Raw genomic sequence first — 18,477 nt, 5'->3', positions numbered from 1 at the left:
AAGCATGGATATACAACACATCATAGCTCATTACGACGTTTCTCAGATTCAGCATACAAAAGCCATTGCGCCCATAATTGTTGGGATGATTATCTCGGCTGTGATTTCTGTTGCTGTTGGCGTTTACAACTTCTTGCAAATGCGAAAGCAGCAGAAAAAAAACCAGCAAAAACCAAATCAGCTTGATGGAACAATTGCTGATGAAGGCACTTCATTTAGTGATATTGCAGGCAGCCCACACATGTATGGGAACATCACGCATATTTGGGGTCAAAAAACCACTGCAATCAAAAGCAAAGGTGGAAAGAAATGAAAATTTATATCTCGGATTTACGGAAAGCCAAAATGTGTGCTCGCGGATCGCGGGCATTTTTTTTGGCTCAAGGTTGGGATTGGCAGGATTTTCTTAAGAATGGGCGTGACGCTCAGGACTTTATCAAAACGAATGATGCAATGGCAATGCAGGTTGTAGAGGTGGCAAATGGGCGGAAGCAGTAAGCAAGTAACAGGGTATCGCTATTTTGCCAATTTCCTTTTATTTATTGGCAATCCAATTGAAAAAGTTCTCGGGATTAATTTTGATAAACGAGGATGGCAAACTCCACTCATTGATGAGCAAAAAAATCCATTGAGTATTGGCGAAGTTAAACTACCAAATTTATATGGCGAAAATGAAGGCGGTGTTGCAGGGAAAATTCATGCGCGTTATGGCACTGAAAACCCTGATCCTGTAGATTTTTATAGCAGTTATTTAGCAGAAAATGATTTGCCGCCGCTTGCATATCCGTATCAATCATATCTAGCATTTAAAGATTTTTATCTCGGCAACTCAGGCTACATGAAAGAGATGCTACTGTGGCCGAAGCGCATTCATGTGCGAAATGATGGTAGGTCACAATGGTATGACGAGAAAGCGGAAATAAACACTAGTAACAATGAAGCAAATAATAACTTCGATCCAAATTGGAGGTATAAAGAGGATGTAAACTATGAAATATATTCATCAATAGAAGATGAAACACGCCACTCTATTTCTTCGGTTTTTCACGATAACAATCACATCATTATTTTCAATCACTCAACAATTAGTGGAACTAGAGAATACGGCAAAGTTAGTGCTGTGTATGATTTTACTGGTCAAGTAGGCTGGCTAACAATAAATTTAACATTAAGTTATTGGGGTGCTGATTTTAAATCAATCAAGTGGTCGGGAGGAAGATTTAGAGTAATAAGTCAATCAGAAATTGATTATGAAAAATATTTAACGATTCAGATTGAGGCAACGAATAGTAAGGGTATATTTTCACTAGAAGTGGAGAGATATTCACCGGCGAACTCAGGAGTCTCATTACGCCTAGTTATCCACCCTTATTATTTTGAACCAATTGCATTTTCAGATCTCAAATCTGGAGACATCAACCCAATTCACAAAATCCGTGAAATTCTCACTGACGACACAGCAATGAATAAGCCGGAATCTGATGTAAATGATGTGAATTTCATGAAAGCAGCAGACAGAATTTGGGATGAGGGCTTTGGAATTTCTTGGTCAATTACTGAAAAATCATGTTTAGAAGCAATCAACGAATTGTGCGGGCATATCGAAGCTGGTGTGCGAGTAAACCGTCAAACCGGCTTGTATGAGATGGTTTTGTTTCGTGATGACTGGTTTGAAGAAAGTGAAATTCACACGCTTTCAGTTAATAAGATCAAGAGCATGTCACTCGAAGTTGCAAATGCAGATGAAGCGATCAATCAACTCAATGTGAGCTATTACAATCGCGACGCAATTAAAGACTCGTCTTTTTCAATTGTCGAAAACGCATCAATTCGCAATTTAAATGGGCGCGTAAATGCTGAGGATGCTGCCTTTCCATACTTTATGAATCAGCGTAATGCTGCAGTCGTTGCGCAGTGGAAATTGAAGCAAATATCATCACCGGTGTGGAAGGGTTCTTTCACAGCTGCTGAGTACAATGCGCGAAAATGGAATCGTTATGACTTACTGAAATTGGCTTGGCCACGAAAATGGCAGGGCACAATTACAGTCAGAATCATGAAAATCAATCTTGGTACTGGTACTGATGTATCAATTGATTTTGTCGAAGTTGTTCCACATTCAAGTAATTTATCATCAGATATCGTGATTGATGAGCCGATTGACATCGCACCACAACCACCACTTGCTTGTCAGTACGAACCGTTTGAAATGCCATATTATTTGGCAGTGATGGCACTCGGTCAGCGTCAAGTTGATGAAGAGCTCAGTTATGAAAATAACTTTGGTTTAGCCGCGGTAGTCGCTGAAAAGCCGCAATCAAATTCTCTTTACGCTGTGATGATGACGCACAACGGGGTTGAGGGTGAAGAATGGGTGCGTGCTGCAACAATCAACTACGAACCCGTGGCCGATCTTGATCAGATGATTTCTAGAACTTCGACAACATTCACAGTTAAAGATAGTGCGGCAATCGCAGGGCTGCCAATTGGCACTCTGATTAAATGCGGTAGCGACTGGATTGGTACGCCGGGCGAATGGATGGTCTTTCAAGGTGTTGATGCATACACAGGTGTCGTAAGCGTAAAACGTGGTGCACTCGATTCATTGCCGCAGGCTTGGGGTGTCAATACAAAGCTCTATTTTTGCGGAAATGATGTGGCTTTTGACTCAGTAGAATACATCGCGGGTGAAGAAGTTTTGATCTCAGCACTCACCACAACCCCATCTGGCATGCTTGAAAACAAGGGTGCGATTGCTATTGAAATGAATGCGAGAGCAGTTAGACCATATCCACCAGCGAATGTAAAAATTAACGGTGAATACTGGCCTGAAGAAATTGAAACGGATCTTGTTTTGACTTGGGTTGATCGCAATCGCACTCAGCAAACTGGCGGTGAAATTTTAGGGTATTTTGATGGTGGCGTGACATTAGAAAATGGCGTTAATTATCAGCTCATCATCACTGAATTTGATGCAGATCAAATTGAACTTAGAACACAAAGCATCAATGTCGGTCAGCTTAATTCATACACTTTTGCTGTAAGTGCAATGCAAGCAAATACATTTGCAATTGAAATCACATTGAAATCAATTCGAGATAATTATGAGTGCTTACAAGCATTCACACACATAGTTGAATTATCACGCTTTTATTCAGCACCATACGATTTAACTGTTGAGTTTAAAGATGACTAATCGTTTAGAAATAAGTTGGAAATTGGATGGCTTTGTAGATGAGCAGCGCTACTATTGCTCTGAAACATCAATTGATATTAATAACTTACCTTCGTCAAAAGCTATTTTATCTACTGAAGCAAGGAGTTATGTAGACACTGATATTGAAATTGGAAAAACATATTATATTCGAATTGGCTCTGTGAAAAATGGTGTTGAAAAACTTGGTGAGCAAATATCAGTGAACACTGATAACACTGTATATAGTTGCAGATACCCATTAATAAAAGACGCAGTTGACTTAATCACAGGAAAATCTTTAACACTTGGCTCATCTTCTTATATTACTAGCGATGGCTGTTATTTTGATGGGACTGTTAATAGTTTTGCTTTTAAAATTGATGATATATCAACAACATTGGGTGCGCATGATTTTGAATTAAGTTTTAAATTCAAGTCAGATCGCTCAACTCCAAGCACTGAAGTTTTGATTGATAACTACACAGGTGGGTCAAATTCTTGGCAAATTCTGATAAGTAACAATGGTAAAATTCAATTTTATCAAGGTGGTTACAAGTTCGAAGGCAACAAATATTTGCTAGATGGGGTTTTTCACGACTGTTTGCTCAGTCGAAAAAATGGTGTGGTATCGTGTTTTATTGATGACGTTATTGATGGTAGCTATGCATCATCAATAGATTTTTCAACGAAAGAAATTTTTAACTTAGGGCTGCAATACAACAACAAAACTTACAGATTTAAGGGATGGATTAAAGATTTAAGACTTTCACATTAAACAACACCTGATGGTGCTTTTTTATTGCCTAAAAATTAGGGGGTAACATGTCTGAAACGACAGCAGCGGTGGCAGAAACATCAGCTGCAGCTTTGGGATCAAAAGCAACAGTGACCGGTGGAGCAGCAAGCTTTGCCGGTTTTTTTATGGGCATTGATTGGATGGGGTGGGTAGGTATAGGCGTTGCCGTGTTGGGCTTACTTATTAATGTTTATTTCTCATGGCAACGAAATCAGCGCGAAAAAGAAATTCACGAGCTAACTAAGCGAAAACTAAATGGTGAATGCAATGCAAAACAAGACTAAGTATTGGACGTATGGATTAGCAGCTTCGGCTGCTTTTTTTGTGGGTCTAGAAAAGTATGAAGGCTACTCAGCAAAACCATATAAAGACAGTGGTGGGGTTGTAACACAGGGCATTGGATCTACAACCAAACCAGATGGTAAGCCAATCAAAATGACTGATCCACCAATCACGCGCAAGACCGCACAAGAATGGGCAAAAGCGCACGTGTCTAAAGATGAGGTTGTTTTTCGAAAGTCACTTGAAGGCGTGAAACTTTCGCAAGTTGAATACGATGTGTACCTAGATTTTTCATACAACTTTGGTGCTGCAAACTGGCGCTCATCTTCAATGCTACGCAACTTAAAGCAAGGGAAATATGTGCAGGCATGTAACTCATTGCTGAAATGGAAATATGTAGCTAAGCGGGACTGTTCCATTCGCTCAAACAATTGCTATGGCGTTTGGATTCGACAATTAGAGCGTCATCAAAAATGCATAGGAGCGCAATAGTGCCATTATTACTTTGGAAATATAAGACATGGATCGCAATTGCGGTCTTTTTTGTTTTATATGTGGGGCAAATTGCATACACAAATCACTTATCAAAAAAGCTTCGTGTAGCTAGTGAGCAATGTAATGCAAAAATCCAAGAAATTGAGCAGAAGCATCTAAAAGCTTTGGCTGAAAAACAAAATCTAATCAATCAGGTAAGTGCAGATTATGAAACACTTAAATCAGAACAGCGCATTAAAACAGAAACAGTCACACGTGAAGTTCAAAAAATCATTGAGCGGCCTGTGTATCGCAACGACTGCTTTGACAGCAATGGGCTGCAGCAACTCAATTCACTTATCGCCAGCGGTGCCAGCAAACCTCCTTGAGCCGTGCGCAGATCTGCAACAACTTGAGTCGGGGCAGGGTAAAGCTTTAATGCTTTGGTCTGTTGATACGGTTGCTAAATATAATGATTGCAAAGCACGTCATGGTGCAATTGTAAAAGCCCTCATGTGAGGGCTTCTTTAAATCACTCATTAACTATCTCCACACCTTCCCAAAATTCGCCTTTCTTCTTAGCTAGAAAAATATCAGCATCTCTTTTACTCATAAAATACTTGGCTTTCTCATAATCACTGGTCCAATGCCAACCCGATCGATCTACAAAATTCACTTCTGATAATTCCCAATAATCAAGACCCTCTTCTTGTTTTACATAGGAGAGATACTTTTTATTTTTCTTCATGACGATCATGGATTCACCTCACCAACTATCAACCATATCAGCCCAATCTTGCATCATTTTTCTACGCTCTTCTAAATTTTGAGCGTGATTATATGTGCCACGAACCGCATTTTTATCCACATGAGCAAGCTGTAATTCTATCCATTCAGAGCTATAACCTGACTCATGAAGTAATGTTGATGCTGTAGCTCGAAAGTCGTGTGCTGTAAACTCAAAACCCATAGATCCAAGCGCTCGATTTATAGTGGTTTTGTTCATTATTTTTGATTTATTAAAGACTGAGCAAAACACATATTCATCATTAGATTGTAGTTTTTGACTCTCTAAGATTTTAAAAATTTGATCACTAATTGGCACCAAATGAGTTCTGTTCATTTTGATATTTCGCTCACCTTGATCCAGCTGCTCTTTTGTTGCTGGTGGTATAGTGATTAATCTATTTTCAAGATCAATCCACTCCCAACGCAAGCGACAAACTTCAATTGATCGCATCATTGAATACAATAAAAGGAGTATGGAATTTTTAACCATTTCAGTAGATCGACTGTTTTTTAGCGCACTGTTAAAACGTGATTTTTCATCACTCGTTAAAGGTCTAGCGGTTTGCTTTGGAGGGCGCTCAACAGTTTGGCCAAGTGATATTGCTGGATTGCTTTCGCAGCGCAGATTGGCGATAGCGTAGTTAAAGATTGAATTCACAAGTTGACGATTTCGAATAGCCGTGCTTTCACCAGTACCATGATTCATCTGCTTAGATACGCGCTTAATCGTATCTTTTTGCATTCTAAGTACATCATGCGGAGTAATTGTTTTTAAATCTTTACCACCAAACGCAGGGAATAAATCACGCGCAAAAGCTTTCTCTACGGTAAGCCTAAATGATTCAGATCTTTTATTTTTCTTTACCTCATACCACTCAAGAGCAATATCCTTAAATGTAGATTCTGACTTAAGTTTAGCTTGTTCCTTTTCCTCAATTCGATATTTAGCTGGATCAATATTCTGATCCAATAGTGTTTTTTGATCTATGGTTTTTTGACGTGCTGTAGCTAGGCTTACAATCGGGTATTCACCGAGACTTAACATTGATGCTTTCCCGAGAAAACGATAACGAAAACGCCAGTGCTTTGATCCATTCGGACGCACTTCAATACATAGTCCAGAATGATCTGCCATCCTGTACATTTTATCTCTTGGTTTTAATTGTTTGATCTTGCTATCATTTAGCATAGGTTGTGAGTAACGAAGTGTCGAAAGCTTGTTACTCACAATCTTACTCACATATCCATTTAATGCAATTAGACAATAATTTACGGCTGTTAATGTAAGAGGGTGTGTTGAGTAAGGCTAAGTATTTTATTTTTATAATAATTTATAATATTTAACAAATTTGATTCTTTTCGATCATCAAAAGCATGAGCGTATTAACCTTTGAAATTTATGCACTTAAATGTGCTTTGAATAGTCCGAAATGATTCTAAATAGTTGTATATTGACCCAAATATCGTGTGGATATTTTAAATAGAAAAATAGTGAAATATTTAGAATGCAGCCAATCATAGCAAATATTATTCAATTTCTGCTGAACAATTTCGCCAAAGTTCATCGCAACTGAAATCATTTCAATAAATTTTCGACTTATAAATTTGGGATTTAATTTGAACAAGACATTAGGCTGAATTTAAGTGGGTAAAATATGTTCAATTGATATTTTAAAAAGATCTGCTTGATGTCGTTAAAAATAGCAATTCAGGCTCTAGATGGAAAAATATGAACCGTTTTGAAGCAAAATCACCAAAATGGAGCACAATTAATGTTAAGGTAAATTGATTAAAATTAAAACAAAATGGTTAAATTAACGTCAAAAAATGGATACTTTACGGGCTCAAAAAACCTAGATATCGATCATTAATTCAGTTATTACGCCAGTATTTTTCCATTTATAACTAGCTAAGCCATTAGTTTCTATCGTATTTAAATTCGACCTTAAAGCTTTGATAAAATCTCAATGATTTTATCGTTGAAAGCGATTAATCATTTTGGTGCAAAACCAAGTTGCACTATTTTGATACACCTGCGAGAAGTTTTTAAACAAAAGTGATGAAGAGTGGCTGAATATGGTGCATTTACTGTTACACACAGTATAATAGTCGAAAAGCTAGGAGCTAAAATCTTCTATTCTGATAAGGAATTCAATATTTTAGCTTGGCTTTTAAAAGTTGGTACGGTAATTGCTTAATAACTACCAACTACTAACACGCACTTCAGTGTGCACAAAAAAATCATCGGAGCAAAATGAGCATGGCGAACAAGGTCCTTCAACTCATCCAAGAAAGTGGCGCAAAATGGGTCGATTTTCGCTTTACTGATACTAAGGGTAAAGAACAACACGTAACTTACCCAGCAGATTCAATCGACGAAGATACGTTTGAAGATGGCAAAATGTTTGATGGTTCTTCAATTGCTGGTTGGAAAGGCATTGAAGCATCTGACATGATCTTACGTCCAGATGCAGAAACTTGTTTTATCGACCCGTTCTTTGCAGAAGCTACAGTTGTTGTGACTTGTGATGTTATCGAACCTTCAACTGGTCAAGGTTATGAACGTGACCCACGCTCTATTGCTCGCCGTGCGGAAGAATACCTAAAATCAACTGGTATCGGTGATACTGCTTATTTTGGTCCAGAACCAGAATTCTTCGTATTTGACGAAGTAAAATGGGACATCGATATGTCTGGCGCGCGCCACACATTAATCGCTGAAGAAGCTGCTTGGTCTACTGGTAAAGATTACGAAGCGGGTAACTCTGGTCACCGTCCACGTGTGAAAGGTGGTTACTTCCCAGTTCCTCCTGTTGATTCTTCACAAGATATGCGTGCAGATATGTGTGCAAAAATCGAAGACATCATGGGCCCAGGTCGTGTAGAAGTACATCACCACGAAGTTGCATCTTGCCAGCTTGAAATCGGTGTAAGCTTCAACACCATGGTTCGTAAAGCGGACGAAGTTCAACAGTTCAAATATGCTGTTTGGAACGTTGCTCACCAATATGCTAAAACTGCTACTTTTATGCCTAAACCAATGGTTGGCGATAACGGTTCTGGTATGCACGTTCACATGTCGATCTCTAAAGACGGCAAGAATTTGTTTGCTGGTGATGAATACGCTGGTCTTTCAGAAATGGCGTTGTACTTCATTGGCGGTGTGATCAAACACGCTCGTTCATTGAACGCAATCACAAACCCATCAACTAACTCGTACAAACGTTTAGTTCCACATTTCGAAGCACCGATTATGCTTGCTTACTCAGCACGTAACCGTTCAGCTTCTATTCGTATTCCTTATGTTTCTAGCCCTAAAGGCAAACGTATCGAAGCACGTTTCCCTGATCCAATGATGAACCCGTACTTAGGTTTCGCTGCACTTCTTATGGCTGGTCTTGACGGTATCCAAAACAAGATCCACCCAGGTGAAGCTGCTGACAAGAACTTGTACGACCTTCCTCCTGAAGAAGAAGCTAAAATCCCTACAGTGGCTCATAGCTTAGATATGGCGCTTGAAGCTCTTGCAGCTGACCATGATTACCTTCTTAAAGGTGGCGTGTTCACTAAAGAAATGCTTGATGCCTACATCGAACTTAAAACTGAAGAAGTTCGTCGTCTTAACACGACTACTCACCCAGTTGAATTCGACATGTACTACAGCTTGTAATTCTGTACAGAATTTCACTGTAAAAAGACCCGCCTTGTGCGGGTTTTTTTATGAGATGGGTTAAGATAAAGCAAAGATTTGAATGAATATCTAAACATGGCAAAACCACGTAAAAAACATACCGGTTTTTTTCCTTGGATTGATCCAGCGGATCAAGCAAAGGGATTTAAACTCAACTTCTCAGAAGTGACTTATTTGGAAGTAGGGCGGACCGTTGAAGGTTATAAGCAGGCTGAATTTGTCGAACTGAAAAACCCAGAGCTAGCATTGGAATTTGATTACCCAGAAAGTTTTTATATTACGACCGAAGGACTGGTTCTGATTAAAACGCCGCAAGGTAAGTTCGAAGCCATAGCCAAGACAGATAACTTTTAATTTAACACGAAAATATTGAATTGAAAAAAATGACTTTCAACGTTGCAGGTCATTTTTTATTGAATATCTCGTAATTTGCCAAACGTTATTGCAAACCATGCTGTTTTAAATTGTCGATTTCATAAGGCGCATCTTCGGCGGGGTAGCGTAAGTTTTCTAATCCTTTGGTTTTGGCAATAGACCAAATTACACTTTCACCCGCAGGGATGTTTTGGCTGTGCTGCGTATATAAGGGATCTTGCAGGGCGTCTGCTGCTGAAATAAAAGTCCAGCCATGCTGCTGAAAAGCAGTAATGACATCCTTTAAAAATGCGGCATTAATAGCATTCACATGTAAAAGTAAAACATGCTGTGGCGAACGATTTATGGTGAGCTGGGCAAGTTGGTCATAATAATCTGCTCGGTGAAGCAGGTGAGCAATATATGCTTGTTTTAGTCGGTCTAATTTGTCCTGATCTTGCAGTTTGGCATAGTCGAGATATTTTCGGTTATAAAACCAGTCACTGGCATCGATACTCACACCGCCAATGCGGTATTGATGCTGCTCTAACCATTGATAGACAGCATCACGCTTTTTAGTGCTATTACCTTCTTTTAAAAAGGGATACCGGTAAATACGTGTGTAATTTGGCAGCGTTTTTAGCACTGTATCCGCCTGTTCAATGCTATGCAGATAATCTTTTAATGTGACATTTTCTTTATTTAGATTTTGGTGCAGTGCACTATGATTGCCAATCAGATGGCCAGATTGTCCCCACGCTTGAATCAGTTGTTTACCTTGATAATCGCCAATTTTAATCAGGCTAGGGAAGACAATAGTTTTGATTTGTTGATCATGCAGATGTTTTAAAATTTGGGCATTGATTTGTTCCGCTTGTGCGTTAAACGCTGGATTTAATCCATCATCAAAACTGAGCGCAATAGATTTTGCTTGAGCCGTGATATTGGCACAAAGTAAAACGAAAAAAATAAAAACATATAGCGGCTTATATGGAAACATTATGCTTGTGTAATTTGGTGGTTATCCACGACATCATACTGGGTAAGTGAGGTTTGTGTTGATTACATATGTAATGAAGTGCTTAAGCTGTTTTAGTTTTGCTCATTTTACTGAAAACAAGCTATTGGTCATGAAAAACGATGTTGAGTTGGTTACACTAAGGATTCGCTATACTCAGCAAATGGTTAAAGGGAAATGAAATATGCAGCGTCAAGCATGCGAAATGCGGGATAAAAGAATGTCTCCTGAATTAAGAACATGGTTGTATGCTTCGGGTTCATTAACCCAACAATTAACAGATTTTGCCCAAGGCGTATTTAAGGTTGAGCCAAGTATTGAGCAATTTCAACGCATGACGCTTCAAGATGCACAGTGGCTGCAAACGCCAATACAGCATACAGCTTGGGTACGTGAAAGTTATTTATATGGTTGTGAAGCTGAGCCGTGGGTCAAGGCAAAAAGTATATTTCCAATCCTTAGCATACAAGGGCGTGCGCGGATTTTTCAGCATATTGGTAAAAAACCGATCGGACATTTTTTATTTCAGCGTACCAATCCGAAGTGTGAGCGGCGTGTACTGTGGCTAGACGATGGTTGGACACGTCAGAGCTGTTATACTTGGCATGGTTGTAAATTTATTGTTCAGGAAACTTTTTTAGCGAGTTTTGAACAATATTTGCAGAAATAACATTACCAGATGAAGGACAATCATGGCCGTGGTGCAACAGATTACTTGGCAGCAGCGTTTAGAAGCTTATTACTATTTATGTCGCTTCGATAAGCCAATTGGCACGGAACTGGTTTTTTGGCCAACCATGTGGGCACTGTGGATTGCCAATCAAGGAACACCGCAATTCAGTATTTTGATTCCCATGATTTTGGGCACGATATTTATGCGTGCAGCAGGTTGTGCGATTAATGACTTTGCTGACCGTAAAGTCGATGGTGCTGTGGAAAGAACCAAACATCGTCCTTTAGCCACTGGAGTGATTAGTGCTAAAGAAGCCATATATGTGTTCTTGATCTTGGTGCTTGCTAGCGCATGTATGTTGTTCTTTTTACCGATAGAAACTTTTTATTGGTCCTTTGGTGCATTGTTTTTAGCGTTCATTTATCCCTTTATGAAACGCTACACGCATCTGCCACAAGTATTTTTAGGCGCGGCATTTTCATGGTCGATTCCTATGGCTTATACCGCTGTGGGGCAAACACCTGATTTGACTTGCTGGTTATTGTACTTTGGTAATTTGGCGTGGACCGTTGCATATGACACACAATATGCCATTACTGACCGTGAATATGATTTGAAAATTGGCGTGAAATCAACTGCGATTTTATTTGGTAAATACGATATTGAAATCATTTCTTTATTACAGGCGCTAAGCATTGTACTGATTGGTTCTGCGTTGTATTTAGAAGATCTCTTGATGCCATTTGGTTTAGTTGCAATGTTGGCTGTGGCTGCCGATTTTATTTACCAGTGGACTAAAACCAAAGGCCGTGATCCGCAGTTATGTTTTTGGGCGTTTCGCCATAACCGTTGGGTAGGGTTTATGATTTTTATTGGAATTTTTATGGCATTGGCTCTTTAATGTCATTGATCTGAAAATGTTTAAAATGAACTAAAGCATCCTATTCGGGTGCTTTTTTTTATGCATTAATAAAAAGGCATGTAGTTTCATGTTTAAAGAATAATGATTAAAAAGGATATTTTATGAAACGTTCAAAAATAGCATTAGCTTTGACAGTTGCAGTTTCTATGCTGTCTTTAACCGCGTGTAATGACGATGATAATGACTCATCATCTTCGAATCAAAAATCAACATTTGTGTCTGAAGCAAATTATGCTTTCAATACAGTAGACAATACATCGTCCATTAAAGTCATGACCTATAACATGACAAATGTACAGGGGAAAGCAGCAACAGCAACGGCTTTAGTGTTGTTTCCAAAAGCTACTCAACCTAAAGATGGTTATCGTGTTGTGGTATGGGAGCATGGAACAGTCGGAGCTGGAGATGAATGTGCGCCAAGTAAAAATCTAATTCATCCACGCTTTAAAATTCTAGCTAACACGCTTATGGCGGCAGGTTATGTAATTGTGGCACCAGACTATGAGGGTTTAGGAACCAAGGGAGTTCATCCATACCTTAATTTATCAAGTGCGGCAAATTCGGCGCTTGCTGCAGTTAAAGCGGCAAAAGAACATTATGGTAAGCAACTCAATGGTCAGTGGATGTCGATTGGTCAATCGCAAGGTGGTCATGCATCCTTAGGCACGGCGGAATTTGCGAATACCGATACTAACTATAAAGGTGCAGTAGCAGCCGCACCTGCGTCGAGTTTAGGCACGATTATTAAGATTTACTTAGATCCAAAACTAAATGTAGATGCAAATGGTCAACCTAAAGCCCATGGATTGAATAGATTGGATGAACAGTTGGCACAAGTGCGTTATGCACTTAGTATGGGGCAGCTTTCTGAGGTTCAAGCACAGGCGTTAATTGATCAAATTGCAGATGGCTATGCTGAGCTTTTGGCATATGCTGCATTGACCAGTTCGGGTATTAAAGCCTATGAGCCAAATTATGATTTAAAAAATATTTTTACTGCTGATGCTGGTGTTATTGCAGAAAAAGCCTATGGACGTACAGGAGATGACGGTGCATGTTTAAGTTATGCTGATCCAAATGGCGCAAATGGTTTGCAAGAACAGTTTAAAGCAGCTGTGATTGAATTTTTAAAGGATCCAACGCATACAGTTTCACAGTATGGAATTGATCTGAATAAAATTGATACTGATCCTGTTGTTCAGAAATTTTTAAATGATAATCAGCCAGCGACAAATGCAACTGCTGCCAAAGTAATTAAAGCGCCTGTGTATATTATTCAAGGTGCAAATGATCAGGCAGTTATTCCTGTGGTTACGCAAGCGCTATTTGCAAATATGAAAACACAAGCGAAGAAGTATTTCCCAGATGCAAATTATGCTGAAGGTTATCAATTAGACGTTGTGCCAAGTGCAAGTCATACACAGGCGATTATCTGTAGAAATGCGCAAGCGGTCGAATTTATTCAAGCTAAAATGTCTGCAGGTACAGGTATTGTCTTAACCAATGAGCAAAAAGATGCAAGTCAAAGTCCACATTGTAAGGGGGTAGCTGCTTCAAGCTAAGTTTTTTCAATAATAAAAAAAGGAGCATGTCTCCTTTTTTTGCATATTGGATTATTAATCATTCAATCCGTGAAAATGAGGGGGTACAGTTAGTTCGAGCAAAGAATGTTATGAAGACTTGAGCGAATTTTGTTTTTTGCTATATTGGGCGTCGAATTATTTATGTAAATGAAAGAATAGTTATGTCTGAAGTAAAGCCAAAACCCAATACCAAAAAGATGATCACTCTGATGGCACTTGGGCTATTGATTCCTATATTTTTGGTCAGTATGGCTTTTCTTGCAGTCAATAGTGATGCCAAAAACCAAGAAAAATATAAGCAACAACAAGCTGAAATGATTGAGCGCATTAAAGCAAAAGAAGCACAAGATGAGGCTTTGGCTGCTGAGGCTGACCAAGCAGTATTGGAAGTGCTGGCTGCTCAAGAGTCAAATGCTCAGTAAAATTCTGCTTACATTATGGATGTGAATGCAATGCGCATTCACCCAATGTTTGATTGTACTTTAGGTATTTAACAACTATTTATTTACATCATGCCTGAGCGTGTGAACTGTTGGAATGCTGGTGTAGCGGATTACACGGTAGCCCGCTTCTTCAAGCATTGCATCACGTTCAGCATCTTCTTGCTCTTTGCCTATATGACTAGGGTCATCCAGTTCGATAATCACAAGCACATCATAAGTTTGGTCAAGTATGACAAAATCAGTGACTTTTCGATTAAATCTATTTCTGATTTTATAATTTTGATTGGTGATCAGTGCACTAAAAGCCACTTGGGCTAAAATGTGGTAGTTCGGAAATGCTTCATTTAAACGATGAAACATCTTACTTTCAAAGGCAGTGATTACACGACGTGGGAAATACTTTTGTCTGCTTCTAAACAGTCTGGGAAAGACTAAGCAGACAAGGGCAAAAGTTGCCAAGCAACCAATAATAAAAAATATGAACTGACTTAGATCTGGCACGGAATAAACTACATATATGAAAAAAGCCCACGTCATGATGCGTGGGCTTTTTAGAATTTGGCTCTCCAACCTGGGCTCGAACCAGGGACCTGCGGATTAACAGTCCGTCGCTCTACCGACTGAGCTATTGGAGAATCTGCACGCATTCTATGGGGCAAATGCAGTGAGGTCAAGTTAGAATTGCAAAAAATAAGGAAATTTAGGCTGAATGTATTAAATATAAACACCTTTAATATAAAGCGTTTTTAAAACTTAAGCTCTGACTATTCTTTCTAATGTGGTCGGAGAGCTAAGTGAATAGCTTAGGTCATAGAGCAAGTTATACTTATCTTAAAACAAAAGTCAGAGCATAAAAAAAGCCCACGACATAATGCGTGGGCTTTTAGAATTTGGCTCTCCAACCTGGGCTCGAACCAGGGACCTGCGGATTAACAGTCCGTCGCTCTACCGACTGAGCTATTGGAGAATCTGAAGTGGATTCTAAAGATGTATGGGAGGGTGGTCAAGCCTGATTTAAAAAAAATACTTAAAAATCAAATTAAGTGTTTTAAAAATAGCCGAATTAGACAACTTGGTACATATACGGATACTTTTTAGGAAAGCAAAAACAAAAAAAGTAGGTATGCTTTGTTAAATATCAGGCAATAAAAAACCCACTTTGCAATGAGTGGGCTTTTTAGAATCTGGCTCTTCCACCTGGGCTCGAACCAGGGACCTGCGGATTAACAGTCCGTCGCTCTACCGACTGAGCTATGGAAGAATAGATGGCTCTCCAACCTGGGCTCGAACCAGGGACCTGCGGATTAACAGTCCGTCGCTCTACCGACTGAGCTATTGGAGAATCTGATGCGCATTTTAGGGATGAAAGCTAAAGCGGTCAAGTAAAAATAAAAGATAAAGCGCTTAAATGTTTTTTTATTATCCAAAGATGAGTTTCTTGCTTATTTATTGATTATTTTAAGCTTTTGTTGCGTTAAACCCTATCGGAATACTTTAACAATTATAGTTAATAGAGTGATGGATGGAATGGTGGGTAAGGTTGCGTTAGATCGCTATTCTAGTTCTGAACATGCTGAGAGCACTATGTACCGTCATTTCGGATGACCTTTATTATATTGAAATAGTTAATAATTAGTCAGTAAATTCCAGTTGTTTTAATTAATTAGCAGATTTTTTTAATAATTTTTAGATAAATAAATCTTCTAAGTACACAAATGGCTTAGCTTCCTGTATAAGAACAAAACAAAGTTTCATGAAATGTTATTGAATATTTAAAAAAGTATTCTAAATTCAATATTTTATAAAATTTAAAAATTTATTTTTAAATAGGAATTTATATGCTTCACATTGGAAGAAAATTATTAACTTCAACTCTCTTATCTATTTTATTAGTCGCATGCGGTGGAGGGGGAGGAGAAAGTAGTCCAACGTCATCAGAAACATCTGTGCCTAAGCCTATTGAAGAAACTTCTGTACTAAGTCCAGATTTGACACATGGCTATTTTGAAATTGAAAATTCTGGCATTGCTAATCACTCAACTATCAAGTTTTCACCATTTCACACAGATAGTGTGATTGAAGCATCTGCTACTAACAATAATATGTGGAATCTAGAAATTCTTACACCAAGCAATGATTTGTCTGCCCATATTAATAATTTGGCGGGTCTTTATTTTTATCCTAATGACGATAAAGTTGGAGTTTTTAGCTATTCGGAAAATGCTAACGGGTATCTGCGGGTTCAATGTCAAAATTCATGCAGTGATACATTTTCTTATAAAATTGAAAAGCAGAGTAATGGCAAAACTTATTTTATTATAGATGCAAATGGTTCTATAACAGGACGTTTAAATAATATTGGCTTTGCATCTACAGCTAAAATTAAAGGCTCTGTTAAGTTTGAAGTAAATTCTGATTGGCCAGTATGGGATAGCAAAAGATTTAATGAATATCCTGCGAAATCAGACTTAATTGTTAATGGTAAACCTGCAACAATAGAAAAGTTTTTGGATTGGAAAACTAGTTCTGTTTTAAGTTTTACGACCGATAAAGAATATTATTTTAATTTTAATAATCCTTTGGATATTGATCATGATAGATTTATCTTAACAGAGGGGAATTATTTCAGTAATGAGCAACCTAAAGATGTGTACATATATAAAGGTTACTTCAATCGAGATTTTACATTAAATACAGATTATGAAAATGGTATAACGACCTTTAAATTCATCAATAACTTATTTACCAACCCTGTTGAATATACTGCGTCTCCAGACTTAGAAGTATCTGGAGGTTTTGTGAAAAAAATTCCTTATGGTCAAGTCATTGCAGGAGATGAAGTTTTTAAAATTGATGAAACTGTTTCAGCAGTTGCATATGCAGAGAATGAAAGTAAATATTATCGTTTTATGAGTCGAGATAAGCAATCTGATCTAGAGTTCACAGTGAAATACGATACTATAACTAAAAATGTAAATGTAGCTTATCAAAGACCACAGAAGGGTCAATTAAATGTGAATATCTATCTGAAATGGAACTGTAAATTGACGAATAATCATTGTAGTGGTGTAACTGTCAATGATTCAGAGGGAACTATAGAATTTAAAAACGTGCAGTTAGATGATGGTCGTCTAATAAATGGCAAGTTTGGTCATTTAGGCGTAAATGATCTCTTAAGGTAATAATTGCGTAGTTATATTCTCAAAAATATAACTATGGTAATTCTCCTACAATTAATTGAATACATAGTATTTGAAAACACCTTAATTTTAATAAATTTCAGAATCTTGTGTTGGGAAAGGCCATACCTACGGATTTTAAATTTTTAAAATGTTTAACATGCAATATGTGTAATAAAAAATCCTTGTTGCATAACTTTATTTAGTTTCACTTGAACTAAAACAAGAAAAAGTAGTGCTTATATATTTTTATAGATTTTAAAATTGTTAAGCCCATAAAAAATCACCCTAAAAGGGTGATTTTTTTGACTTTTGAATAAGTTTTAAAACTTATTTTTCAACGCCAGCAGCTTGACCTGCATATTTAGCGTTTGCATAGTCCCAGTTCACTAGGCTTTCTAAGAAAGTAGAGATGTATTTAGGACGAGCGTTACGGAAGTCGATGTAGTAAGCATGTTCCCAAACGTCGATAGTCAACACAGCAACTTTACCGTGAGCAAGTGGAGTGTCAGCATTTGAAGTTTTAAGGATAGAAAGGTTACCGTTTACTTCGTCAGCAACTAACCAAGCCCAACCTGAACCGAACTGAGTTGCAGCAGCATTTGCAAATTCTTCAGCGAATTTTTCGTAAGAACCGAAAGCTTCGTCGATTTTAGCTGCTAAAGCGCCAGTAGCTTTACCGCCACCGTTTTTAGCCATACAGTTCCAGTAGAATGTGTGGTTCCATACTTGAGCTGCATTGTTGAAGATACCAGCTTTAGAAGCATCGCCTTTAACAGCAGTGATGATTTCTTCTAAAGTTTTGCCAGCAAGGTCAGTACCTTCAATTGCTTTGTTTAGGTTAACCACATAAGTATTGTGGTGTTTGTCGTGATGGTATTCTAAAGTTTCTTTGCTGATGTGCGGAGCAAGATCTTCGTAACCGTAAGGTAACGCTGGTAAAGTAATCGTTGTCATGTTTTCAATTCCTTGCATTTTGCTGGGTTTTGACATTAAGTGCCGTTATTGTAATAGATTCTTGCAGTAAAATGCGCATTGCTTATAAATAACAATACAGAATAAAGCCTGAAAATATAC

19 protein-coding genes and 4 tRNA genes are annotated in these 18,477 nt (G+C 38.2%); 14 read left to right on the top strand and 9 right to left on the bottom strand.

Going from position 1 to position 18,477, the window contains the following annotated elements:
• Window positions 1–4: 4 nt before the first annotated feature.
• From B1201_RS00725 to B1201_RS00695, 7 genes are read left to right on the top strand one after another with little or no spacing between them, the layout of a single operon-like run.
• On the top strand, window positions 5–313 hold the full coding sequence (locus B1201_RS00725) for a hypothetical protein (RefSeq protein ID WP_228144728.1): 309 nt from the start codon (window positions 5–7) through the stop codon (window positions 311–313).
• A complete protein-coding gene (locus tag B1201_RS00720) occupies window positions 310–498 on the top strand; it encodes a hypothetical protein (protein WP_078191911.1) in 189 nt (62 codons plus the stop codon). Before B1201_RS00725 ends, B1201_RS00720 begins: the two co-directional genes overlap by 4 nt.
• Window positions 482–3,196: a hypothetical protein gene (locus tag B1201_RS00715; protein ID WP_078191910.1), complete on the top strand. Its 2,715-nt coding sequence runs from the start codon at window positions 482–484 to the stop codon at window positions 3,194–3,196. The genes B1201_RS00720 and B1201_RS00715 overlap by 17 nt, the downstream gene beginning before the upstream one ends.
• Entirely contained in the window at window positions 3,189–3,971 is a 783-nt protein-coding gene (locus B1201_RS00710) for a LamG-like jellyroll fold domain-containing protein (protein WP_078191909.1), read from the top strand. The genes B1201_RS00715 and B1201_RS00710 overlap by 8 nt, the downstream gene beginning before the upstream one ends.
• A gap of 47 nt (window positions 3,972–4,018) precedes the next feature.
• The gene (locus tag B1201_RS00705; protein ID WP_078191908.1) at window positions 4,019–4,276 is read left to right on the top strand and encodes a holin; all 258 of its coding nucleotides are present in this window, start codon (window positions 4,019–4,021) and stop codon (window positions 4,274–4,276) included.
• Window positions 4,260–4,766: a lysozyme gene (locus B1201_RS00700; protein WP_078192386.1), complete on the top strand. Its 507-nt coding sequence runs from the start codon at window positions 4,260–4,262 to the stop codon at window positions 4,764–4,766. The genes B1201_RS00705 and B1201_RS00700 overlap by 17 nt, the downstream gene beginning before the upstream one ends.
• Window positions 4,766–5,137 (top strand): hypothetical protein, encoded by a 372-nt coding sequence (locus B1201_RS00695; RefSeq protein WP_416202465.1) that lies wholly within the window; start codon window positions 4,766–4,768, stop codon window positions 5,135–5,137. The genes B1201_RS00700 and B1201_RS00695 overlap by 1 nt, the downstream gene beginning before the upstream one ends.
• 143 nt (window positions 5,138–5,280) lie before the next feature.
• Here the strand turns inward: B1201_RS00695 and B1201_RS00685 are convergent, their stop codons facing one another.
• Together B1201_RS00685 and B1201_RS00680 are read right to left on the bottom strand one after the other, a co-directional pair.
• Window positions 5,281–5,505, bottom strand: a complete 225-nt coding sequence (locus B1201_RS00685; RefSeq protein ID WP_078191905.1) for a hypothetical protein — start codon at window positions 5,503–5,505, stop codon at window positions 5,281–5,283.
• A gap of 9 nt (window positions 5,506–5,514) precedes the next feature.
• Window positions 5,515–6,726, bottom strand: coding sequence for a tyrosine-type recombinase/integrase (locus B1201_RS00680; RefSeq protein ID WP_078191904.1), 1,212 nt, complete (start codon window positions 6,724–6,726; stop codon window positions 5,515–5,517).
• A gap of 1,065 nt (window positions 6,727–7,791) precedes the next feature.
• Between B1201_RS00680 and glnA the strand changes: the two genes are divergently transcribed.
• Both glnA and B1201_RS00670 read left to right on the top strand, forming a co-directional pair.
• Window positions 7,792–9,207, top strand: coding sequence for a type I glutamate--ammonia ligase (glnA, locus tag B1201_RS00675; protein ID WP_171263711.1), 1,416 nt, complete (start codon window positions 7,792–7,794; stop codon window positions 9,205–9,207).
• A gap of 96 nt (window positions 9,208–9,303) precedes the next feature.
• Window positions 9,304–9,582 (top strand): hypothetical protein, encoded by a 279-nt coding sequence (locus tag B1201_RS00670; RefSeq protein WP_078191902.1) that lies wholly within the window; start codon window positions 9,304–9,306, stop codon window positions 9,580–9,582.
• An 85-nt stretch (window positions 9,583–9,667) separates the two neighbouring features.
• On the opposite strand, the gene B1201_RS00665 is transcribed toward B1201_RS00670, so the two are convergent.
• Window positions 9,668–10,582: a polysaccharide deacetylase family protein gene (locus B1201_RS00665; RefSeq protein WP_078191901.1), complete on the bottom strand. Its 915-nt coding sequence runs from the start codon at window positions 10,580–10,582 to the stop codon at window positions 9,668–9,670.
• Window positions 10,583–10,784: 202 nt separating this feature from the next.
• Between B1201_RS00665 and B1201_RS00660 the strand changes: the two genes are divergently transcribed.
• The 4 genes from B1201_RS00660 to B1201_RS00645 all read left to right on the top strand — a co-directional run bounded on the left by B1201_RS00660 (window position 10,785) and on the right by B1201_RS00645 (window position 14,200).
• Entirely contained in the window at window positions 10,785–11,270 is a 486-nt protein-coding gene (locus B1201_RS00660) for a chorismate--pyruvate lyase family protein (RefSeq protein WP_078191900.1), read from the top strand.
• A gap of 22 nt (window positions 11,271–11,292) precedes the next feature.
• Window positions 11,293–12,174: a 4-hydroxybenzoate octaprenyltransferase gene (ubiA, locus tag B1201_RS00655; protein WP_078191899.1), complete on the top strand. Its 882-nt coding sequence runs from the start codon at window positions 11,293–11,295 to the stop codon at window positions 12,172–12,174.
• Window positions 12,175–12,296: 122 nt separating this feature from the next.
• Window positions 12,297–13,757: an alpha/beta hydrolase family protein gene (locus B1201_RS00650; RefSeq protein WP_078191898.1), complete on the top strand. Its 1,461-nt coding sequence runs from the start codon at window positions 12,297–12,299 to the stop codon at window positions 13,755–13,757.
• A gap of 182 nt (window positions 13,758–13,939) precedes the next feature.
• Window positions 13,940–14,200 carry a hypothetical protein gene (locus tag B1201_RS00645; protein WP_078191897.1) on the top strand — a complete coding sequence of 87 codons (261 nt, stop codon included), beginning with the start codon at window positions 13,940–13,942 and terminating at the stop codon, window positions 14,198–14,200.
• Window positions 14,201–14,275: 75 nt separating this feature from the next.
• Here B1201_RS00645 and B1201_RS00640 read toward each other — a convergent pair whose 3' ends face one another.
• The 5 genes from B1201_RS00640 to B1201_RS00620 form a co-directional block, all read right to left on the bottom strand.
• Window positions 14,276–14,758, bottom strand: a complete 483-nt coding sequence (locus B1201_RS00640) for a DUF2726 domain-containing protein (protein ID WP_218948119.1) — start codon at window positions 14,756–14,758, stop codon at window positions 14,276–14,278.
• A gap of 22 nt (window positions 14,759–14,780) precedes the next feature.
• Window positions 14,781–14,856, bottom strand: a tRNA-Asn gene (locus tag B1201_RS00635).
• A 256-nt stretch (window positions 14,857–15,112) separates the two neighbouring features.
• Window positions 15,113–15,188: transfer RNA gene (locus B1201_RS00630), tRNA-Asn, on the bottom strand.
• 218 nt (window positions 15,189–15,406) lie between these two features.
• Window positions 15,407–15,482: transfer RNA gene (locus tag B1201_RS00625), tRNA-Asn, on the bottom strand.
• A gap of 5 nt (window positions 15,483–15,487) precedes the next feature.
• A tRNA-Asn gene (locus B1201_RS00620) sits at window positions 15,488–15,563 on the bottom strand.
• 496 nt (window positions 15,564–16,059) lie between these two features.
• Here B1201_RS00620 and B1201_RS00615 point away from each other — a divergent pair.
• Window positions 16,060–17,403 carry a hypothetical protein gene (locus B1201_RS00615; protein WP_078191896.1) on the top strand — a complete coding sequence of 448 codons (1,344 nt, stop codon included), beginning with the start codon at window positions 16,060–16,062 and terminating at the stop codon, window positions 17,401–17,403.
• A gap of 327 nt (window positions 17,404–17,730) precedes the next feature.
• Here the strand turns inward: B1201_RS00615 and B1201_RS00610 are convergent, their stop codons facing one another.
• The gene (locus B1201_RS00610; protein WP_078192384.1) at window positions 17,731–18,357 is read right to left on the bottom strand and encodes a superoxide dismutase; all 627 of its coding nucleotides are present in this window, start codon (window positions 18,355–18,357) and stop codon (window positions 17,731–17,733) included.
• Between the last annotated feature and the right edge of the window lie 120 nt (window positions 18,358–18,477).

Source organism: Acinetobacter sp. ANC 5600 (assembly GCF_002018395.1).
GTDB classification, from domain to species: Bacteria; Pseudomonadota; Gammaproteobacteria; order Pseudomonadales; family Moraxellaceae; genus Acinetobacter; species Acinetobacter amyesii.
The sequence above is the reverse complement of the archived record's forward strand: the minus strand, read 5'-3'. Positions and strand labels throughout refer to the sequence as shown.

Bases quoted from the DNA above. Each gene is read 5' to 3' on its own strand.
- B1201_RS00725 (WP_228144728.1), top strand. From the start codon at position 5: ATGGATATACAACACATCATAGCTCATTACGACGTTTCTCAGATTCAG.
- B1201_RS00720 (WP_078191911.1), top strand. From the start codon at position 310: ATGAAAATTTATATCTCGGATTTACGGAAAGCCAAAATGTGTGCTCGC.
- B1201_RS00715 (WP_078191910.1), top strand. From the start codon at position 482: ATGGGCGGAAGCAGTAAGCAAGTAACAGGGTATCGCTATTTTGCCAAT.
- B1201_RS00710 (WP_078191909.1), top strand. From the start codon at position 3,189: ATGACTAATCGTTTAGAAATAAGTTGGAAATTGGATGGCTTTGTAGAT.
- B1201_RS00705 (WP_078191908.1), top strand. From the start codon at position 4,019: ATGTCTGAAACGACAGCAGCGGTGGCAGAAACATCAGCTGCAGCTTTG.
- B1201_RS00700 (WP_078192386.1), top strand. From the start codon at position 4,260: ATGCAAAACAAGACTAAGTATTGGACGTATGGATTAGCAGCTTCGGCT.
- B1201_RS00685 (WP_078191905.1), bottom strand. From the start codon at position 5,505: ATGATCGTCATGAAGAAAAATAAAAAGTATCTCTCCTATGTAAAACAA.
- B1201_RS00680 (WP_078191904.1), bottom strand. From the start codon at position 6,726: ATGCTAAATGATAGCAAGATCAAACAATTAAAACCAAGAGATAAAATG.
- glnA (WP_171263711.1), top strand. From the start codon at position 7,792: ATGAGCATGGCGAACAAGGTCCTTCAACTCATCCAAGAAAGTGGCGCA.
- B1201_RS00670 (WP_078191902.1), top strand. From the start codon at position 9,304: ATGGCAAAACCACGTAAAAAACATACCGGTTTTTTTCCTTGGATTGAT.
- B1201_RS00665 (WP_078191901.1), bottom strand. From the start codon at position 10,582: ATGTTTCCATATAAGCCGCTATATGTTTTTATTTTTTTCGTTTTACTT.
- B1201_RS00660 (WP_078191900.1), top strand. From the start codon at position 10,785: ATGCAGCGTCAAGCATGCGAAATGCGGGATAAAAGAATGTCTCCTGAA.
- ubiA (WP_078191899.1), top strand. From the start codon at position 11,293: ATGGCCGTGGTGCAACAGATTACTTGGCAGCAGCGTTTAGAAGCTTAT.
- B1201_RS00650 (WP_078191898.1), top strand. From the start codon at position 12,297: ATGAAACGTTCAAAAATAGCATTAGCTTTGACAGTTGCAGTTTCTATG.
- B1201_RS00645 (WP_078191897.1), top strand. From the start codon at position 13,940: ATGTCTGAAGTAAAGCCAAAACCCAATACCAAAAAGATGATCACTCTG.
- B1201_RS00640 (WP_218948119.1), bottom strand. From the start codon at position 14,758: ATGACGTGGGCTTTTTTCATATATGTAGTTTATTCCGTGCCAGATCTA.
- B1201_RS00615 (WP_078191896.1), top strand. From the start codon at position 16,060: ATGCTTCACATTGGAAGAAAATTATTAACTTCAACTCTCTTATCTATT.
- B1201_RS00610 (WP_078192384.1), bottom strand. From the start codon at position 18,357: ATGACAACGATTACTTTACCAGCGTTACCTTACGGTTACGAAGATCTT.